At 59.2% G+C, this 19,557-nt stretch carries 14 protein-coding genes and 1 riboswitch; of the genes, 6 read left to right on the top strand and 8 right to left on the bottom strand.

Annotated elements, in window-relative coordinates; translation table 11 throughout:
- Positions 1–175: 175 nt before the first annotated feature.
- The gene (locus ASC96_RS19675) at positions 176–742 is read right to left on the bottom strand and encodes a DUF6101 family protein (RefSeq protein WP_060504815.1); all 567 of its coding nucleotides are present in this window, start codon (positions 740–742) and stop codon (positions 176–178) included.
- 349 nt (positions 743–1,091) lie between these two features.
- Between ASC96_RS19675 and ASC96_RS19680 the strand changes: the two genes are divergently transcribed.
- Positions 1,092–3,695, top strand: a complete 2,604-nt coding sequence (locus tag ASC96_RS19680; protein WP_060504816.1) for a DUF1217 domain-containing protein — start codon at positions 1,092–1,094, stop codon at positions 3,693–3,695.
- A 10-nt stretch (positions 3,696–3,705) separates the two neighbouring features.
- Here ASC96_RS19680 and ASC96_RS19685 read toward each other — a convergent pair whose 3' ends face one another.
- The gene (locus ASC96_RS19685; protein WP_060504817.1) at positions 3,706–5,136 is read right to left on the bottom strand and encodes an FAD-binding oxidoreductase; all 1,431 of its coding nucleotides are present in this window, start codon (positions 5,134–5,136) and stop codon (positions 3,706–3,708) included.
- A gap of 4 nt (positions 5,137–5,140) precedes the next feature.
- The gene (locus tag ASC96_RS19690) at positions 5,141–6,115 is read right to left on the bottom strand and encodes an L-threonylcarbamoyladenylate synthase (protein ID WP_060504818.1); all 975 of its coding nucleotides are present in this window, start codon (positions 6,113–6,115) and stop codon (positions 5,141–5,143) included.
- Positions 6,116–6,341: 226 nt separating this feature from the next.
- On the opposite strand from ASC96_RS19690, the gene ASC96_RS19695 reads away from it, so the two are divergent.
- Positions 6,342–7,403, top strand: coding sequence for a diguanylate cyclase (locus ASC96_RS19695; RefSeq protein ID WP_060504819.1), 1,062 nt, complete (start codon positions 6,342–6,344; stop codon positions 7,401–7,403).
- Here ASC96_RS19695 and ASC96_RS19700 read toward each other — a convergent pair whose 3' ends face one another.
- Positions 7,404–8,009 (bottom strand): DUF6656 family protein, encoded by a 606-nt coding sequence (locus ASC96_RS19700; RefSeq protein WP_060504820.1) that lies wholly within the window; start codon positions 8,007–8,009, stop codon positions 7,404–7,406.
- A gap of 352 nt (positions 8,010–8,361) precedes the next feature.
- A riboswitch (cobalamin riboswitch) is annotated at positions 8,362–8,561 on the top strand.
- 119 nt (positions 8,562–8,680) lie between these two features.
- On the opposite strand from ASC96_RS19700, the gene ASC96_RS19705 reads away from it, so the two are divergent.
- A complete protein-coding gene (locus tag ASC96_RS19705; RefSeq protein WP_060504888.1) occupies positions 8,681–9,931 on the top strand; it encodes an aromatic ring-hydroxylating dioxygenase subunit alpha in 1,251 nt (416 codons plus the stop codon).
- 1 nt (position 9,932) lies between these two features.
- A complete protein-coding gene (locus ASC96_RS19710) occupies positions 9,933–11,030 on the top strand; it encodes a hybrid-cluster NAD(P)-dependent oxidoreductase (RefSeq protein ID WP_060504821.1) in 1,098 nt (365 codons plus the stop codon).
- Positions 11,031–11,166: 136 nt separating this feature from the next.
- On the opposite strand, the gene ASC96_RS19715 is transcribed toward ASC96_RS19710, so the two are convergent.
- The 3 genes from ASC96_RS19715 to ASC96_RS19725 form a co-directional block, all read right to left on the bottom strand.
- Positions 11,167–12,819, bottom strand: a complete 1,653-nt coding sequence (locus ASC96_RS19715; RefSeq protein ID WP_244482192.1) for a phosphoethanolamine--lipid A transferase — start codon at positions 12,817–12,819, stop codon at positions 11,167–11,169.
- Between the two features lie 200 nt (positions 12,820–13,019).
- Entirely contained in the window at positions 13,020–14,690 is a 1,671-nt protein-coding gene (locus ASC96_RS19720) for a calcium-binding protein (RefSeq protein ID WP_060504823.1), read from the bottom strand.
- A 128-nt stretch (positions 14,691–14,818) separates the two neighbouring features.
- Complete coding sequence (locus tag ASC96_RS19725; protein ID WP_060504824.1) at positions 14,819–15,811, bottom strand: GH25 family lysozyme; 993 nt, start codon at positions 15,809–15,811, stop codon at positions 14,819–14,821.
- Between the two features lie 190 nt (positions 15,812–16,001).
- Here ASC96_RS19725 and ASC96_RS19730 point away from each other — a divergent pair, with 190 nt between their 5' ends.
- On the top strand, positions 16,002–16,493 hold the full coding sequence (locus ASC96_RS19730) for a BA14K family protein (RefSeq protein WP_060504825.1): 492 nt from the start codon (positions 16,002–16,004) through the stop codon (positions 16,491–16,493).
- A 58-nt stretch (positions 16,494–16,551) separates the two neighbouring features.
- Here ASC96_RS19730 and ASC96_RS19735 read toward each other — a convergent pair whose 3' ends face one another.
- Positions 16,552–17,544, bottom strand: a complete 993-nt coding sequence (locus ASC96_RS19735; RefSeq protein ID WP_060504826.1) for a transporter — start codon at positions 17,542–17,544, stop codon at positions 16,552–16,554.
- A 207-nt stretch (positions 17,545–17,751) separates the two neighbouring features.
- Between ASC96_RS19735 and ASC96_RS19740 the strand changes: the two genes are divergently transcribed.
- Positions 17,752–19,533: an acyl-CoA dehydrogenase gene (locus ASC96_RS19740; RefSeq protein ID WP_060504827.1), complete on the top strand. Its 1,782-nt coding sequence runs from the start codon at positions 17,752–17,754 to the stop codon at positions 19,531–19,533.
- The last annotated feature ends 24 nt before the right edge of the window (positions 19,534–19,557 follow it).

A 19,557-nucleotide genomic window follows, 5' to 3' on the forward strand; every position in this document is an offset into this window, starting at 1 on the left:
CGCATGGTCTGTCTCCTTCTCGTGCCGGCAATGTGCTAGCTGCCTGTGGCATCAAAAAGGCGCTTCCAAGGTTTTCCAAAGGCTCGATTAAGAGGCTGAAAACACAAACAAAAAACCGGCCGCAGGGACAGCCGGTCTTTTGCACTGGAGGAAGGCTTGGAGAATGTGTCGAAAATCAGTTGCGGGCGATGATTTCGCGGCCGCCGATCTTCATGTTGACACCCAGACTGCCAGTCGCGCGGCGCATCAGGAAGCGCGGGCGGCGATCGTTGAACAGCGAGTGACGGCGGCGCGGCTTGATATCGCGGGTGCGGACTTCACCGAGATGATCTTCCAACGGGCGGGCGACGCCGTCTGCTTCGACCATCAGCATGGGAATCCGGTAGGCTTCCGACCACGTGCGCCAGTCGGCGGCAATGTCGGCAAGATCGTGGGCGACCAGAAGCGGGATGCAGAGATCCGGGTCGTCATGATGCAGTTCTAGCGTCACGGTTACTTCTCCGTCTCCATGGTCTATCGCGCGGGCCGCCACACCTTTGAAAGCGCGTGCCGGTAGCGCGATCGACAGTGGCAGGCCGCTGGATGGCAGAACCTTGCGCAGCACCGCTCCACGTTCGTCCAAGCTTATGGTGACATTGCTGGACTGTCCGTGCAAGGTGTAGCTTGCCTGCTGGGGAAAGCGTTTCGGGTCCATTCGCAGTGTGTTTTCAACCCAAGCCGGTTGTGAAAGTGTTTTCAGCATTTCAATCGCCCTTGTTTTCCTTGAGAGCCGGTTCCCGGTCTTCTCGTCGGGACTTTTCGTCCTCTGTGGCCCAAGGATAGGCGGGGCGAGTTTGAGACCACTTAAAAATCGCAGTTAAAAAACTTTGCATTTCCTGATGGTTAGCAAAAGCCGACGCAGCAGGGTTTCTCAAATCTGAAGAAAATCGGCAGAATTTTGCCAATCCCCCGACCCTGCGCACCCGGGTTGAGGAAAAGCCACGCGCAAGCAAGACCAGCGATTGTATCGCGGATTATGGCCGCACTGCGCGGCTTTGCGTCCATTCGGGCGCCTTAGCGTCGGGCAATTTCAGGCGATCGGCAGAGCGGCAATGGTTTCCACATATATCGACTATAATCTCCTCACGCGCGATATGAAGACGAGCCTTCAGCGCACGGCGCAGCAGACGCTGGTCGCCCGCGAAACCGAGTATTACAAGGCCAATATCGGCAACGTCACCTCGATCGACGAGTTTCTGGGAGACTACCGGCTCTATGCCTATGCCATGAAGGCACACGGCCTTGAAGACATGACTTATGCCAAGGCCTTCATGCGAAAGGTGCTGGAGAGCGACCTCAGCGACGACAACAGCTACGCCAATATGCTGACGGACGAGCGCTACCAGAATTTCGCCAGGGCGTTCAGTTTCTCCCAGTCGACCGAGGTGGTCCAAAGTGGTGCACAGGAAGATGCGCTGATCGGCCTGTATAACCAGACCATCGCCAACGTCGATTCGAAAATGGCCGAGGAGACGCGCTACTACGATACAATGATGGACACGATCACCAACGTGGATCAGTTCCTGCAGAACGATAGGTTACGATCCTATGCGTTCCGGGTGTTCGGCGTTGACGAGAAGTATTTCAATTTTGCAGACGTGCGCGGCGCGCTGGTCAGCGATCTCAATGATCCGAACAGCTACTTCAATACAAAATTTGAGCCTGCTCTCACGGAGGCTCTGGCGACCAAGGCCTCGTCCGATCAGGCTCTTTCCGCCCTGTCGAGCCGTGTTCAGTCGCAGTCGCGCATAACGGCGATCGACGCCCTCATGGCACTGCCTGAGACGTCGGACGAGGACAAGGTAACGCTGCAGGCGGAAAAGACGACCCTGCAGAACAACATTGCCACGATCAATGCCGCCTTCCCGGAAATGACCAGCAACATCGATGCATATGCCGGTGTCGAGGCCGAGATCAGTGGTCTCCGGACGCAGATGGCCGATCCGGATCTCACCGAGGCGGAGCGGGCCGCATTGCAGGCGCAGATCGATCAGCGTCAGACCACGCTCAGTACCATGAAGGGCGTAAACTTCTACGCCGCCGATTTAAAGACCAAGCAGTCGGAGAGTACTGCCACGATCGGGCGGCTCGCCGTTTTCAAGGATTTGGCCCTGATGTACGATTTCGCGGCGGATGGCTCTGTGCCAGCTGGCGGAACGGCACAGGCTGAAGACAGCCGGAAGGCAACCAAGGAAGTCTACGCCTACAAGGCGCCGCGTGCCACAACGTCGGTCGCCCTGCTGCACAAGGCCTATTACGAGGATACGATCGGGACCATTACCACGGTTGCGCAGATCAAGAGCGACAGCCGGCTGTATTCCTACATCCTCACGGCTGCCGGCCTGCCGTCCAGCACCACGGTGGCGACGCTCGAAAGCATTCTCACGAGTGATCCGAACGACCCGGCGAGCTTCGTGAACACAAAGGGGGGGGAATACAACGCTGCCTACAAGGAGTTGAGGGCGGCGTTCAATTTCCAGACCGATGGTACATTGGCGGCCGGCGATAAACCGCAGACGGCGGCGCAAACCAAATGGACCTCGGACAACTACATGGTGCGTTACAACGACGCCGATGAAGCTGCCGATGCGAGCCTGATCAAGTCCTTCAAGAGCCTGATGAGCGTTGTCTCGAATGTTGACGACCTGCTCTCCGACACCAAGATCATGAAACTGGCGCTCACTGCTGTCGGCCTCGAAAACGAGGGCGACACCGTGCGCAAGATGAAAAAGGTGCTGACCAGCGATCTCACCGATCCGAAGAGCTATGTCTATACGCTGAAGGACGACCGTTATCTTCAGCTGGCAAAGGCGTTCAACTTCAATGCGGACGGGTCCGCCGGTGTGCCGATGCTGGCGCAGGCTGAATCGGAAATCCTCAACACTGCCAAATCCTATGTCATCGAAAAGAGCCGTTTCGCTACGGAGGATGAAAAGACCAAGGCGACTGCGGAATCGAAATATTACAGCGCCGAAATCGAAAAGATCAAATCGCTCGATGATCTCCTGTCCAACCGCCGGCTGGTCGATTTCGTTCTTGTCGCCGCCAAGCTCGACCCGGAAACGGTGACGACCGACTATCTGCGCAAGATGTTCGAAGCGGATCCGAACGATCCGAACAGCTTCATCAATACCGAGCCGAACACGACGATCTACAAGGAGCTTGTCGCTTCCTACAACTTCGGCAATACGGGCGATCTCGTCCGCCCGGAATTTGGCATACAGACCAAGCGCGGATTGCTGGAGACCGAGGATCTCTACCTCAACCAGACCCTTGAGCAGCAAAGGGGCGAGGAAAACGCAGGCGTCCGTCTCGCGCTCTATTTCCGCCGTCAGGCGTCAACTATCAACACGGCCTACGATCTCCTGGCCGACAGCGCGCTGATGCAGGTCGTCCGGACGACGTTCAGCATCCCGGAAGCCATGTCGACGGCCGATGTCGATATCCAATATGCCTATATCAACCGCGTGCTCGACGTGAAGGATCTGCAGGATCCGGAAAAGCTGGAGAAGCTGCTGCTGCGCTTTACGGCTCTTTATGACGTGGAAAACAATGTCGATATGTCCGGCGCCCAGATTATCCTGTCGGGCGGCGGTGGCGGTATCAGTGCCGACACGTTGTTCAGCCTGTCACAATTGCGCCTTGGCGGCTTCTGACCCTGGCCTTTCAGGCCTTCAACACCTTGCCGGGGTTCATGATCCCGGCGGGATCGAAGGCATGCTTGATCCGCTGCATCAGGTCGATCTCGATCGGTGAGCGGACCTCTGCCAGTTCATCGCGCTTCAATTGGCCGATACCGTGCTCGGCCGAGATCGAGCCGTTGTATTTCAGGACGATGCCATGAACGATGGTGTTCATCTCGCGCCAGCGGCCGATGAACTGATCCTTGTTGGCCCCGACGGGCTGAGAGATGTTGTAGTGGATATTGCCGTCGCCCATGTGACCGAACGAGCAGATGCGGGCCCCCGGAATGGCTTTCATCACCGCCGCATCGGCCTCCGCCATGAAGGCCGGAATGCTGGAAACCGGCACCGATACGTCGTGCTTGATCGACCCACCCTCCGGCTTCTGCGCCTGTGACATGCTTTCGCGCATATGCCAGAGGCTCTTGCGCTGGGCTTCGCTGGCCGCCACCACGGCATTTTCGATGAGGCCGCTGGAAATCTCCGTCTCGAGCAGTGACTGCATCATCCGCTCGGCACTTTCGGCCGAATCCGAGGTCGAGATATCGATCAGCGCATACCACGCGTGAACCGTCTCCATCGGATCGCGGACGCCGGGAATATGCTTTGCGGTGAATTCGACGCCGAGGCGCGGCATCAGTTCAAAACCGGTCAGCGCCGGGCCGCAGAGGCTTGAGGCCTTGTCGAACAAGGCAAGTGCATCGCCAACACTTTTCAAGCCGGCAAAGGCGACCTGGTGGCCGCGCGGCTGTGGAAACAGTTTGAGAACCGCGCCGGTGATGATGCCCAGCGTGCCTTCGGCGCCGATGAACAGGTCGCGCAGGTCGTAGCCGGTATTGTCCTTCTTCAGCCGCCGCAGCCCGTCCCAGATCTCGCCGGTCGGTAGAACGACTTCGAGGCCAAGGCAGAGCTGCCGCATGTTGCCATAGGCCAGCACCGCGGTGCCGCCGGCATTGGTGGAGAGATTGCCGCCGATCCGGCAGGAGCCCTCTGAGCCGAGCGACAGCGGAAACAGCCGGTCATGCGCTTCCGCCGCCTTCTGGATATCGGCAAGAATGCAGCCGGCATCAGCGACGATGACATTGCCGACGGGATCGATATCGCGAATGCGGTTGAGCCGTTGCAGCGACAGGACGATATCGGCTGCTCCGGTGCGCGGGATTTGCCCTGCCACATGGCCGGTATTGCCGCCCTGCGGCACGATCGCCACGCCGGTTTCGCTGGCAAGCCTGAGGATTTGCGAGACCTCTTCGACACTGCCGGGCCGGAGCACCAGCGGGGCATTGCCCGTGTAGAGGCCGCGGGATTCGACGAGATAGGGCGCAATGTCGGCCTGGTCCGTCAATGCATTCGCGCCACCGACGATGGCAGCGAAGCGGGCGATCAGGTCAGCAGAGGGGAGGGCATTGGTCATAGGGTCATTCCCGTGGAGCAGCAGCGCGTTCGATCCGGTCGAGGATTGCTTCGCCAAGCCCCTCGTTCGGGATCGTACCGAAGGCAATGGTTTTGGCGCCGGACGCATCGGCCTGTTTCATAAAGGCAAACAGATTGGCAGCCGCTTCGCGCAGGTTTGCGGACGGGCTGAGGTCGAGGATAACAACCGCGTTTTCCTCGCCGGCCAAGGGCTTCCCGCCGAAACGGATCAGCGCTTCTCCCGGTTTGACATCCGTCGCATTCAGCCGCACTGCAGCACCCGGTGCATAATGCGACGCCAGCATGCCCGGCGCTTCGATCACTGCACCCGCAGTTTCGGGACGCAAAACCGTCTTGCCGGTCAGTGCCTCGATGTCGGCGACGTCCAGACCGCCTGGACGCAACAGCCGGATGTCATCGCCATCGACCTTGATGATGGTTGATTCCAGTCCAATTTCGGCTGAGCCGGCGTCAAGGATGAGCGCCAGCTTGCCGCCAAGATCTGCTTCGACATGGGCTGCGCTGGTCGGGCTGATCTTGCCTGAGGTATTGGCGCTCGGTGCTGCCAGCGGTCTGCCAAAACGGGCGATCACCTGGCGGGAAAACCCTTCCGGCATGCGGAGGCCGAGCGTGTCGAGGCCAGCGGATGCCAGCGGATGCACGCTGCTCTCCAGCTTGATCGGCAGGATCAGCGTCAGCGGTCCCGGCCAGAAGGCCTCGGCCAGCTTTCGCGACAACGGATCGAAGCTGACATGTGCCTCGGCCATCGCAAAATCGGCGACGTGGCAGATCAATGGATTGAAGCGAGGACGGCCCTTCATTTCATAAATGCGGCTGATCGCATCGGGATTGGTGGCATCGGCCGCCAGCCCGTAGACCGTCTCGGTCGGGATCGCCACCGGCAGACCTTCGCCAAGCGTCTCGCAGGCAATCGCCAGGGCACGCTCCGGCTCGGTCCGTGTGTCTATGATCAGCGCCATCAAGCTTCCAAACGTCAATGCGCCCTCACCGGGAGGCAGGCGGGCGCTCCGGCGTTTCCTTTACAGGGCGAAGCCGGACATTGCCAAGCGCATTTGAAATGCACGTGCCAACTGTCCCTCTTTGCAACACCCAAAATTAAGCTTTCTTAAAATGCGACAGGTCCGGTTAGCGGCGGAGAAAGTTGCCTATGCTAGCTGTCTGATCCTGCACCTAGCCGGAGCCCCTATGGCCAACAAGAAATCCATGCCGACCGACCTTGCCCTGCGCATCGCCACCGCCATGCATCAGATGGGCATCGATGCCATCCCCCGGAATTACGAACTGGTCTACGAAGCCTATGGTGGCGCCAATCCGGACCTGGTGCGCGACTTCATTGCGCTCGGCAAATACAAGTCGCAATCGGCGCTCGACGAACTTGGCCGCAAATATCTGCCGCATCATCATGAAGCCAGCGTATTGGCGCGGTCGACGACGATCGTGCGCGACGAGATGAGCAATTTCATGAACCTCTTGTCGCGTGAAAAAGACCAGCTCGATGATTATGGGCGGCTGATCAGCGAGGCAACCAAGGCGCTGGTCGTTTCCGGCGGCGAAAGCCAGATGGCGCTGCAGAACTCCATTCAGGCTCTGAAGCGGGCCACCGAGCGGCAGGTGTCGCACAATGCCGAAATGGAGCAGAGCGTCACCGCGCAATCCACCGTGATCGCCGGAGTGCAGAAAGACCTTGCCGATTTCGAGGCGCGGAAATTTTCCGATGCGGTCACCGGGCTCGCCAATCGCCGGGCCTTCAACAAGGCGCTCGCCAAGGTCTACGCTGATCCCGATCTGCCGCTTGCTTGTGGTATTGCCGTTGCCGAGCCCGATACCAGCCGGCGGCTGTCGGGAGAACAGGCGGCCGCATTGGCCGAACCGCTTGCCCGGCATATCGGTGGCATTATCCAGCAAGCGTTTCCCTCAAGCGAACTGGTCGCCCGTTTCGACGGAACCCGTTTCGGTTTTCTGGTGGGGACGGGTGAGGAACGGGAAGTGGTGCGGCTCGTGGCGCTGCTGCGCTCGGCCCTGCGCAGCACGCATTTTACGCATCCGAAAACCGGGCGCGATCTCGGCTGTGTCACGCTATCGGTCGGCATCTGCATGTCGGATGACGCCACCAATGCCTTCGATCTCGTTAATACGGCCGAAAAGGCGCTCGCCAGGGCGCAGGGCAAAGGTGGCGATCAGACGATCGTGCATGGCGCCGAGAGTGAGCCGCTGCCCGGGCGAGACTGGCTGATCTACAAGCAGTGATCAAAGGCTACCGATGATCTTGCGGAGCTCTGCATTGCGGGCGCCGAGCAGAAGCACGTTCTTCAATGCCTCCTTGGGGTCGCGGGTGCGAAACAGCAGTCCGTTGTCATGCACCGCACGGTTGACGGTCAACTTGCCGGCCTCTGCGTCCATCTCCGTCGCCACCGCGAAATACATCCGTGAATAGCCAAGCTTGATCTTCTCGAAGAAGTGCTGGTCGTCGCCGATATCGGAAAAGAAATTGGCAATATAGAACGACCAGCGGACGTCCTCGAACTTGGCGAATTTCGTCCGCGCGGCCGTGACATGGCAATAGCCGAGATGCGGGCTATCGGCCAGCGTCCGGTGAAAAAGCAGTTTTGGGAAGCGGATCGACCGGTGAAAGCTGTTGATCCGGTCATGTGTGACGGAGCCGGCCGTTTCCAGTTTCTTGCCGGTGCGGGCAGCGACTTCCTGGTGGGTCAGGTAGCGCTTCTCGGCCGCGCTCCATTGCTGCTGGTGCCGGTTGATCCGTCCTGTGCGCAGGAATTCGGTATAGACCGCGGCCTTCGGCGATGGTTCCGGCTTCTTGACCACAGCGGTATCGAAATATCTCAAGTTTGACATCGGCCTGTACCAGACTGCGGGTGTGTCGACAAAACACACCGGGACGGAATCGCTTATGAGCCAAAGCTACTGCGTTATGGTTAATGCAGTCTTGCTGGCTGTCAGCCTTTTGCCTCGACCGTGTGCGATGGCGATGGCAGTGTTTTCGCCGTGAAGTGTCGCAAAAGGGCTGCATCCGTGCCGATTGCCGAAGCGCTGGGCGGAAAACCGGATTTTTGCTTCAAATTCAGCCGATCACATTGTTTCTGCTTATAAAATAGTCAGGTTGACGGCGACGCCACGCAATATTTTCCGTGTCGTCTTTCTGGAATCGGATGTCGTTAACTGGCGGCTGTTTTCCAAGGTCTGAGGATTAGATGAAGACACTCAAGGTGCCGCCTTTATAGGGAAGGGCGGAGAATTGGGAAGCCGGTCGAAATCCGGCGCTGCCCCCGCAACGGTGGTGGAGCGAAACCTCGGCAAAAGGCCACTGGAGAAATCCGGGAAGGCGCCGGGACAGTCCGCAAGGACAGCTCCAGAGCCCGGAAACCAGCCTTGTGATGAAATTGATATCTGGGTTGCGGCGGGCAGCCGGAAGGAGAACCACATTAACCACGCGCTCTCCCGGCGCGGCGGTGGTTCCTTTCCTGCCTGCTGCCACCGTAAAAGTTGGCGAGCACAAGGAAATGACCATGGATCTCCGCAGCGAAGTCCTCCGAAAATTGATGAACCGCCGTGACACACATAGTCTCGAGCAGGCCTTCTATACCGATCCCGATCTGTACAAGCTCGACATGGAGCAGATCTGGTACAAGGACTGGCTGTTCATCGGCCACGATTGTGAAATCCCGAAGGCGGGCAATTATTTCACCGCCCAGGTCGGCGAATATCCGGTTGTTATCGTACGCGACCGCACCGGCACCGTCCGCGCGTTGCACAATTCCTGCCGCCATCGCGGCTCGCGCGTCTGCGCCGGCGCCAAGGGCTCATCGGCCAAGCTTGTCTGTCCCTATCACCAGTGGACCTACGAACTGGACGGCAAGCTCCTGTTTGCGCGCCAGATGGGCGAAGACTTCGACAAGAACCAGCACGGCCTGAAACCGATCCATTGTGAAACCATCGGCGGCTACATTTTTATCTGCCTGGCCGACGAGGCGATGGACTTCCAGCCGATGCGCGACATGGTCTCGTCCTATCTGACGCCGCACAATCTCAAGGACACCAAGGTGGCCTTCGAAAGCACGATCATCGAGAAGGGCAACTGGAAGCTCGTCTGGGAAAACAACCGCGAGTGCTATCACTGTGCGGCGAACCATCCGGAACTCTGCCGCACCTATCCGGAGGCGCCGACGGCGACCGGCGTGCAGGGCGCCAAGGACGATCCGGTCATCGCCGCCCATTGGGCGCATTGCGAAGCGTCGGGTTTGCCAAGCGAGTTCAAGATGGATCAGAGCGGCCAGTTCCGCGTCGCCCGCATGCCGCTAATCGAGGGTGCGGAAAGCTACACCATGTCCGGCAAGCGCGCCGTCAAGCGCCAGCTTTCCGACGATGTCAGTCAGAGCCATATCGGCACGCTGCTGCTGTTCCATTACCCTAGTACCTGGAACCATGTGCTGGCCGATCACGCCATCACCTTCCGCGTCCTGCCGCTTGGTCCGGAACTGACCCAGGTCACCACAAAGTGGCTGGTGCACAAGGATGCCGTCGAGGGAGTCGATTACAACCTTGAAGAATTGACCCATGTCTGGACGGAAACCAACGACCAGGACCGCCAAATCGTAGAGGAAAACGCCTTCGGCATCCGCTCGCCCGCCTATCAGCCCGGACCCTATTCGCCGGAGCACGAAGGTGGCGTGATGCAGTTCGTCGAATGGTACACCAACTTCATGCAGGGCCGGCTCAAGGGCATTGCGACGTCGCCATCTCTGGTTCGGGTTGCTTGACATGACGATTGTTTCCTCCTTCCGGCACTTCGACGAGCTGCAGCCGTTCAACGATCGCCAGCAATTGCTGGAGTGCATTTCCGTTACCGCGGAAGGGCCGGACGTGATGACGTTCGGCTTCAAGGCGGACAAGGACAGCTGGTTCCGTTATCTGCCGGGCCAGTTCGTCACACTCGAACTGCCGGTGACGCCGGACGATCCGGTGATGCGCACCTACACCCTGTCCTCGACGCCGTCGCGGCCGTTTTCGGTGGCCGTGACCGTCAAGGCCCAGGCATCCAGCATTGGTACACGCTGGATGTTCGACCACCTAAAGCCGGGCATGAAGCTGAAGGCTTTCGGGCCGCTCGGCGATTTTTCCTTCGTGCGTCATCCCGGTGAAAAATATCTGTTCATCTCCGCCGGTTCCGGGATCACGCCGATGATGTCGATGACCCGCTGGATGGCCGATTGCGCGCCGCAGACGGATGTCTCGTTCCTGTCCTGCGCCCGCCAGCCGGATGATCTGCTGTTCCGCGACGAGCTGGAAAACATCTCGCGCAACATGCCGAACCTCAATCTCGGCTTCATCGTCGAGACCCATGCGCCGCGTCACAGCTGGCACGGGCTGCGCGGCCGCATCGAGACGTCCAAGCTGGCACTGCTGGCGCCGGATTTCCGCGACCGCACCGTCTTCTGCTGTGGTCCCGAGCCGTTCATGCGCGGCGTCAAATCGATGCTGGAAAGCGTCGGCTTCGACATGAACCGCTATCATGAGGAGAGCTTTCAGCCAGCCAGCGCGCCGGATCCGGCCGAGCTTGCCATCCGGGCCGGTGCGGGCGAGGCGGATGCTTCCGCTGTGTCCACCATCACGTTTACGATGGCGGGCAAGGACGCCAAGTGCCAGCCCGGCCAGACCATCCTGCAAACGGCGCGCGCCGCAGGTGTGCGTATCGGGGCTGCCTGCGAGGGCGGGTTGTGCGGCACCTGCCGGGTGATGAAGATTTCGGGCGAGGTCGAGATGAACCACAATGGCGGCATCCTCGATGATGAAATCGATGAGGGCTACATCCTCGCCTGCTGTTCGCGCCCGATCGGGGACGTGCAAATCGAGGCATGACGGTCTGTAAATACGCAGTTTGAACGGCCGCTGCTCCTCACGCCCGGCCGGGCGTGAGGAGCAGCCAATCGTACAAGGGGCATGCCCTGAAAGGCCGACGCGGCCGAGTTCGTCTATCGGCTGAAATACCCCTGGATCAGGATTCCGGCACGACCGGGTTTGCCACTGCGGCCGAGCGGCAGGCTGCAAACACGTCAAGCGCCGGATTGTAGACCTTGGTGATGACGTTCATCATTCCCAGGACGGTATGAAACAGGTTGTCATGCGAAGTCGGGGCGTCGGCATAGGTTTGGAGGCAGCTCCGATCGAGGTTTGTCAGCTGAGCATACTGGTCTGAGAACCAGGCGATGAAGGGTACGTGCGTCTGCTCCGCTGGCGCGAACATGTAAGGCGCGCCATGAAGGAACAAGCCGTTCTCGCCGAGCGACTCGCCGTGGTCCGACATGTAGATCATCGCGCCATCGACAGTGCCCTGATGCTTCTTCAGAAGCTTGATCACTTCGGCGAGGTTATGATCGGTGTAGAGGATCGAGTTGTCATAGGCATTGACGATCTCCTCGCGTGAACAGTCGGAGAGCTGCGCGGTGCGGCAATCGGGCGTGAAGCGGCGGAATTTTTCCGGATAGCGCTGATAATAGGCCGGGCCATGGCTGCCGAGCTGGTGCAGAACGATGACGGTATTCTTGGTGATGCCGGCAAGTTTTTCATCGAGTTTGCCGAGGAAAATATCGTCCAGGCATCCATCGTCCTTGCACAGCGGGCTGTTCTTCTGCTTGGTCAGGCTGGCAAAGCTGACGAGATCGGCAATGCCCTTGCTGCCGGTATTGTTGTCCCACCAATAGCCGTCAACACCAGCGCGGCGCAGAACATCCATCAGCGTATCGGTAGAGCGGGCCTTGCGGTCGGAATAGTTTTGCCTGCCATAGACGGAAAACATGCAAGGCAGCGAAACGGCCGTTGCGGTTCCGCAGCTGGTCGTCTTGGTAAAATTCGTCACGCCAAGCGTTTTCAGTTCCGGATTGGTCTCCCTGTCATAGCCATTGAGCGAAAAGTTCATGGCCCGGGCAGTTTCGCCAGCGACGATGATGGTGACGACAGGTTTCTTCGTTTGCGCGTACATGGGGCCGAGTTTGGCGTCTGTGCCGAGCGGAGCCCGCACGATGCCGATATCGCGATAGGTGCTGACCCCAAGGCCGATCGCGGAGGTGATGGCTGCAAACGGCGTCAGCTTCGCCATCATGTCGCGATGTTCGCGGATATTCGAAGAAATTCCCGAATAGTTCGAGACAATCAGCCCGATGCACAGGGACAGGCAGATGGAAATGACCGCGAGGTTGACAAAGAACTTGCCGATGAAAGGACGGTGAGTGATCCGTGTCAGGCAGACCAAAATGGCCGGCACAATTCCGTAGAAGAAGACATGCAGGACGAACGTGACCGTGATCAGAGGGCCGGCTTCCGCCGGCGTTGTTACCACGGCGTTGCGGATCATTTCCTTGTCGATCACCACACCGAAGAAATCCGTGTAGTAGGAGGCCATCGCACCAGCGATCAGGAGGAAGACCAGAAACGGTTTGATCAGGTACTTGACCGAGAACAGCACGACGCCTGCGAAGACAAGCAGGGCGATGGCCGCCACGAACGTATAGAAGCCCAGGTGGAAGCCGCCGAACACATAGAAGGCTTCATTCCAGAACGTCAAATTCTGGAGGCTCAGGATGAAGAGGACGACCAGCAGGCTGAGCGGTATGCTGCCCATGGTGGGCCGCTTGATAGAGCGAAAATTCAAAACAGGCTCCGGCAATCAAGGCAGGGATGATGACTATTCCCTTCTCTTGCGCTCGCCGGCTGACAGGAGGCTGAACGTCTGCAACAGGTGTATTCTGGCCTGAAAAACCCGCAGACGTGGCGATGGAAGCCGTGGCCGGATCGTTTTGGGGGCGGAAACCAGTTGGCGCGGCGCACTGCTCAGTGCCCCGCCCTTATCCCTCAGAACAGAAAATCACCGGCATCCAGTGCGGCCATCTTCACATTCTTCAAGAGGATACTATCGCCGTGCAGTCCATCGATGAAGACGTCCTTGCCGACCTGCTTCATGTGGTGCTGCACCAGATCCTTGTAATCGGTGATGCTGGCCAGGCCGCTGAGGTCGAGGATGTCGTGGCTTGAACCGGTGGCGGCAAAGTCTGTGATCGTGTCCTTGCCGTCTCCGGTGGCAAAGACGAACTGGTCGGCGCCGGCGCCGCCGGTCAGGATATCGGCGCCGCCATGACCCCAGATCATGTCATTGCCTGCCTTGCCGTCGATAATGTTCTTGCCGTTATTGCCGTGCAACTGGTTTGCCAGCGCATTGCCGGTGCCATTGATGGCCGCCGTGCCGTTCAGCGTCAGGTTTTCGAAGTAGTTGCCGAGCGTAAAGGAAACCATTGTTTTGACGAGATCGGTGCCGCCGCGGGCAGCCTCCGAGAGTTTGATCTTGGCATCGCTGATCACATAGACGTCGTTGCCGTTGCCGCCGTAGATCGTGCCGTTGACCTTGCCGCCCGTGCCGTCGAAATAGTCGTTGCCGTTGCCGAGCTTGATCGCGCCAGTGATCGTGCCTTTGTTGAACAGCGTATCCGCACTATTGCCGCCCAGAAATGCGGTTCCAGCCGATTTGATCAGGCCGCTGTTTTGCAGGATTGCTTTGCTCGCACCGGAAAAATCGATCGTGGCCAGCGATGCAACCGTGCCGGTGACGGTGCCGTAATTGGTCACCGTCTCGCCGGCTCCGGCCACCTTGATACCGCCGCCTGCCGTGATCGTCTTATTGTTGGTAATGATCGTATCGTCGGCCGAGACCGCAATGGCGTATCCGGAGGTCTTGATCAGGCCGTTATTGGTGATCGTTCCGCCATCACCAGCAACTGTGATCGCGTTCTTCAGTGCCGTGACCGTGCCGCTATTGGTGATGATGGCCGCAATGCCGGTTGCGAGGATCGCGCCAGCCTTCGCCGAGATGACTGCCCCATCATTGGTGATCGTCGCGTTGGCACCGGAAGAGGAGATGGTTGTTCCATAACCGGTCGCGGTACCGTGATTGGTCAACACCGCAGCCTTGCCGCTGGAAACGATCGCCGAGGCCTTGTCGGAGCGAAGTTCACCATTGTTGGTCAAAAGTGCCGAGGCGCCGCTCAGGGTCACCGCATTCGACGCTGCGCGCGCCGTTCCATGGTTGATGATTTCGGCGCTGCTGCCGGAAGAGGCGATGGCGATGCCGGCCGTGGATTCGATCAGGCCGGTATTGACGAGTTTGGTGGCCTGTCCAGCAGCCGTGACCGCAGTCAGGCGTGCAGCGACGGTGCCGTCATTGATCAGTTCCAGGCCGCCGCTATCGATCCTCAGGCCATATCCCTTGCCGGAAACATTTCCTGATTTGCTGACGACGAACGTACTCTTGCTATCAGCCACCGCGGTCGTGCCGAACTGGAAAGCATATCCGGATGCCGAAAGCACCGTGCCGTTGATATAGAAGTCACGCGCCGTCGCTGTGCCGGTGGCCAGAATGGCAGTCGCAGCCGTGCTGAGCGTGATCCCCTTGTTCAGGATAAACATGCTGCCTGTTTCAAGCACCGGCACCGGTTCGGTGCGGTTGCTGCTGATTACGATTTTTTCGGTCATCTGCCCATCATGTGCAGTGTCATTGCCTTGGTTTCAGGTTCTCATACGGCAAAGAGGTAAACAGGCTACCCCCGACACGGCATTTCCAGCCTTATGGTAAATTCGTGGCGGCATCGCAATGGCGATTTCTAGCGAAGGCCGAGCGGAATTGACATTTTGGCGATCGATCCCGTCACGGTCATATCGACGCCTATGCCAGCGCCCGAAAAAGAAACTGCTTTGCCCGAGGCGATCATGACCGGTCTTTCCAACGGTTTTTCCGGCAGCAGTTCGCCCTTGGCCCAGACCGCCTTGAGCGCCGTGGCACTCATCGCTGCGACGTTGACGTCGATATCCGTCAACGTCCCCGCGACGCGATAGGGGCAGCGCCGCTTGCCGCAGTTGGATGCTGCTGAGAACTGCCAGAGCGCGTAGCTATCCCAGTTTCCCATCGGAAAGACATTGCGGATTCCTGGCTTGTAACGGGCATACCAGAGCGGCAGACGCGACAGGATCGGGAAGCGGTCGCGATTGGCAGCAATATATCTGGCAGTGGCGTGATTGGTGTAGAGCATCGGGTAACGGCCGGTGCGGGTCCTGATATGACCGGCGAAAATGGCCGCATCCTCCAGCGACATGTATTTTTCCGGGTCGATCCCCTCGATATCGAGCACCATCAGTTCGTCGTCGCGCGGCTGGGCATAGTCGAGGAAGTGATTGGCCTGGTCGACTGGATTGCCGGGACGGGCGAGATGGTAGGCCCCCCAGAGCAGGCCGCTTGCCCGGGCAATCAGCCGCCGTGTCTGGTAAAGTTCGCGGCTGACGGCATATTTGCGCCACATCGTCTTGCAGTGGGCCACCGTGTCGCCCGCGTGATCGCCGGTACAGGCAAAGCTTTCCGGTAGTCCGTCGGATGCCTTGGAGATGAAACCGGCAATGCGCTTGTCCTTCAGCATTGCATCCCAGTCGATAATGTTGAGTTCGTAGGCGTCGATCACCAGGGCATGGTCCGGTGATTTCCACGGGGTGACGTCGCGGGCCAGTGTTTTGGGGATCAGGCCGCCGCCAGAAAACAGCGCGACGCCGAGGCAAGCGGCGAGGCGGAAAAACTTGCCCAAGCGTGCTGTCCGGCGCTTTTCCATCTGAAGAGGGTGCGCAAAGATGGTTAACGGAGGATTAAGCCTCAAACCTCTTCACCGCGACCCGGGCATAACACATCTGGCGCGTGTGCGCCGGACATGCTTAGTTGTGGTGCCGTGGAACAAAACCAGGCGCAAAGCGTTCTACCGGCAAGACAATATTGTCCGAAAGCAGTTGATGGAGGAGCCCCGCATGGGTGTTTTCAAATTAAAGGTGGCATCGTTGGCGCTGTCTGCCGTTTTGCTGGCAACGTCGTTTACGCCATCGCAGGCCTTTACCCAGATCCCGGTTCCGGTCGCCGCTGAACGGTCGAATGTTGAAGCCGTGCAATATAATCGCTACGGTGAGCGCCACTACAACAACCGGCCGCGCTACAACAACAACAGGCGCTACTACAATAACAACAGGCATGGCTATTATCGCCATGGCGGATATTCTTATTACAACGGTCATCGCGGCTATAACTATTATCGCCCCGGATACCGCGAATATAACGGCTTCTGGTTCCCGCTGGGTGCCTTTGCCGCCGGTGCCGTGATCGGTGGGGCTATTGCCCAGCCGCCAGTCCGGTATGGCGGCAGCCATGTCGAGTGGTGCTACAATCGCTATCGCAGCTACCGTGCTTACGACAATACCTATCAGCCGAACAACGGCCCACGCAGGCAGTGCAATTCACCCTACTGACGGGACGCGTTGATCAGCACAGACTATCGGCCGGGGACCTCGTCTCCGGCTTTTTTTGTCAGAGAATTCCGATCCGCTTCAATATCGTCCAGGCCACGCCCATCGACATCATGATCAGGAAACCTGCCAGAAGGGTGCCGTGAATGCCTTCGGCAAAAGGCAGGCCGCTGGTGTTCATGCCGAAAAAGCCGGTGACAAGCGTCGGCGGCAGGAGGAAGGCCGTCATCAGCGACAGGATGTAGAGATGGCGGTTTGTCTCTGACGACAGCTTGCTGTCGATCTCTTCATGCAACAGGCGGGCGCGTTCCTGCAACGCGAAGACATCGCGGTCGACCGCTTCCAGCCTGTCAGACAGGCGTTCGGCAACGTCAATGAAGCCTTCCGGCACTTCGTCCTCCTCAGAGGTTCCAGCCCGGCGTAGCAGCGCCAGCAATGTGCGCAAATGCCGGTGCAGCCGAACGGCGGTGCGTCGCAGCGGCGCCAGCCGCGGCTGATGATTATGCCCGGCCTCGCCATAAACATCATCCTCGATGATGTTGAGGTCTTCCGTTAATTCCAGAACCAGGCTGATCAGCGTGCGCTGGAATTCGACCACCATCATCTCGAACAGATCGATCGGCCGGCCGCAGCGGGCATTCTTTTCAATTGCGGCCTTGACCCTGTCGATACTGCGCAGCGGGTGCAGCCGCGTGGTAATGATGATTTTTTCGGTGACGGCAAAATGCAGCCAGCCAATGGTTTTCGTCTCCGTATCGAACGTGCGTTCGAAATCGACCAGTGTGCCATAGACGATATCGTCGGATATCGTCACTGCCGCTTGCGTGTCATGGCTGGTCAGCGTTGAAAGCGCATTTGCGGGCAAGGTGGTGATGCGTTCGATCAGGCCGGGGGTGCGCGCATCGCTCAGTGCCAGATGCAGCCACACCCAGCCGTCGCCTTCCATCAGAGCGTCGATGGACGAATCAGCGGCGATCCGCACGCAGCGGCTGTCGCCCGGCAGGAAGCGATAGGCCCAGACGAGCCCCGGTATTTCGGACGAGATCAGGTTCATGCTGCATTGTTCCGGCAAAGGGCCAGACTTCGCTGTATGCGGGTTTCATGACAGTTTTGTTACGGTGCGATCTGAAGGGCAGGGAGAGCGTGAGCAGATCGAATATTGACGTTTACGTAAAAATCAATAATTTCTCGGTCCAACGACGACGCCGCTGCTGGACTGCCATGCAGCAATGTTATCATGTAAGTGCGGGAGGAGACCAATATGTACAAGGCGCCGGTTGACGAAGTTCTGTTCACGCTGAAGCATGTGGCCGGGCTTGGCGAGGATCTGGCTGCAGGTATTTTCGGCGACCTCGACGAGGATCTCGTTGATGCGATCGTTGGTGAAGCTGGGCGCTTTGCCACCGAAGAAGTGGCACCGCTGGCCGATGTCGGCGATCGACAGGGCTCGAAGCTCGTTGATGGCAAGGTGCAGGTGCCGGACGGCTGGGCCGGTCTCTATCGCGACTGGGCGGCCGGCGGCTGGAACAGCCTGACGGCCCCGGAAGAATTCGGCGGCCAGGCGCTGCCGCATATGCTGCATATTGCCGCCATGGAATTCTGGAATGCCGGCTCGATGGCCTTCGCTCTGGCCCCGATGCTGACCATGGGCGCCGTTGATGCGCTTGAAAAACATGGGTCACCGGCACTCAAGGCCACCTTCCTCACCAAGATGATCTCGGGTGAATGGACCGGCACGATGAACCTGACCGAGCCGCATGCCGGTTCCGACCTCGGCGTGCTCAAGACCCGTGCCGAGCGCCGGGACGATGGCACCTACCGGATTTTCGGCCAGAAGATCTTCATCACCTGGGGCGATCATGAGGTTACAGACAATATCATTCACCTGGTGCTGGCGCGGATCGCCGGGGCTCCCGAAGGGACGCGCGGCATCTCGCTGTTCCTGGTGCCGAAATTCCTCGTTAACGCGGATGGTTCGCTCGGCGCCCGCAATGATTTGTTCTGCCATTCGCTGGAGCACAAGCTTGGCATCCATGCCTCGCCGACCTGCACCATGGTCTATGGCGATGGCCGCTTCGGTGATGACAAGGGCGCCGTCGGTTATCTCATCGGCGAGGAGAACAAGGGCCTCAACTGCATGTTCACGATGATGAACAATGCCCGTCTTGCCGTCGGTATCCAGGGCGTGGCGATGGCCGATGCTGCCACCCAGCATGCTTTGAACTATGCCCGCGAGCGCACGCAGGGCAAGGCGCCGGGCTGGAAGGGCACGGGTATGAGCCCGATCATCGAGCACCCGGATATCGCCCGCACGCTTTTGACCATGAAGGCGCTGACACAGGGCGCCCGCGCCATCGCGCTGAGCTGCGCCCATGCGGTCGATCGGGCGCATGTCTCTGAAGGCGACGAGGCCCGTCACTGGCAGGAACGCTCCAGTCTCCTGACGCCGATCGCCAAGTCCTTCGGCACCGATGTCGGCGTCGATGCTGCCTCCATGGGCATCCAGGTACATGGCGGCATGGGCTTCATCGAGGAGACCGGTGCGGCGCGCTATCTGCGCGATGCCCGGATCGCGCCGATCTATGAAGGCACCAACGGCATTCAGGCGATCGATCTCGTCACCCGCAAGCTGCCCCTGTCGGATGGCGGCCATGTGCGCGGCTTCATTGCCGAGTTGAAGGCGGTGGCTGAAGAGGCCGGTTCCTCCAATCTTGCCGATTTCGGGGAAACCGGCAGCCGTCTCGATGATGCGATCGCCGATCTGGAAGAGACGACGGAATGGCTTTTGGCGCGTCTTGCCGAAGGCAAATCCGCCGAAGCGCTTTCCGGTGCCACCGCCTATCAGCGGCTGTTCGGCTTGACATTGACGGGTGTCTATCTCGCCAAGGGCGGATTGGCAGAGGTGGACGACGGTGGCCGCGATGTCCGCATCGCGCTCTGCCGGTTTGCCGCTGAAAACCTTCTATCCGAAACGCGCGCGCTCAAAGACAGCATTGTCACCGGTGCAGCAAGCCTTGCCAGCGCCCGTATCGCTCTTGCCTAATTGAACACTGGCCTGATCAAAGGA

Origin of the sequence: Rhizobium sp. Root1204 (assembly GCF_001424965.1) — a bacterium.
GTDB lineage: Bacteria > Pseudomonadota > Alphaproteobacteria > Rhizobiales > Rhizobiaceae > Pararhizobium.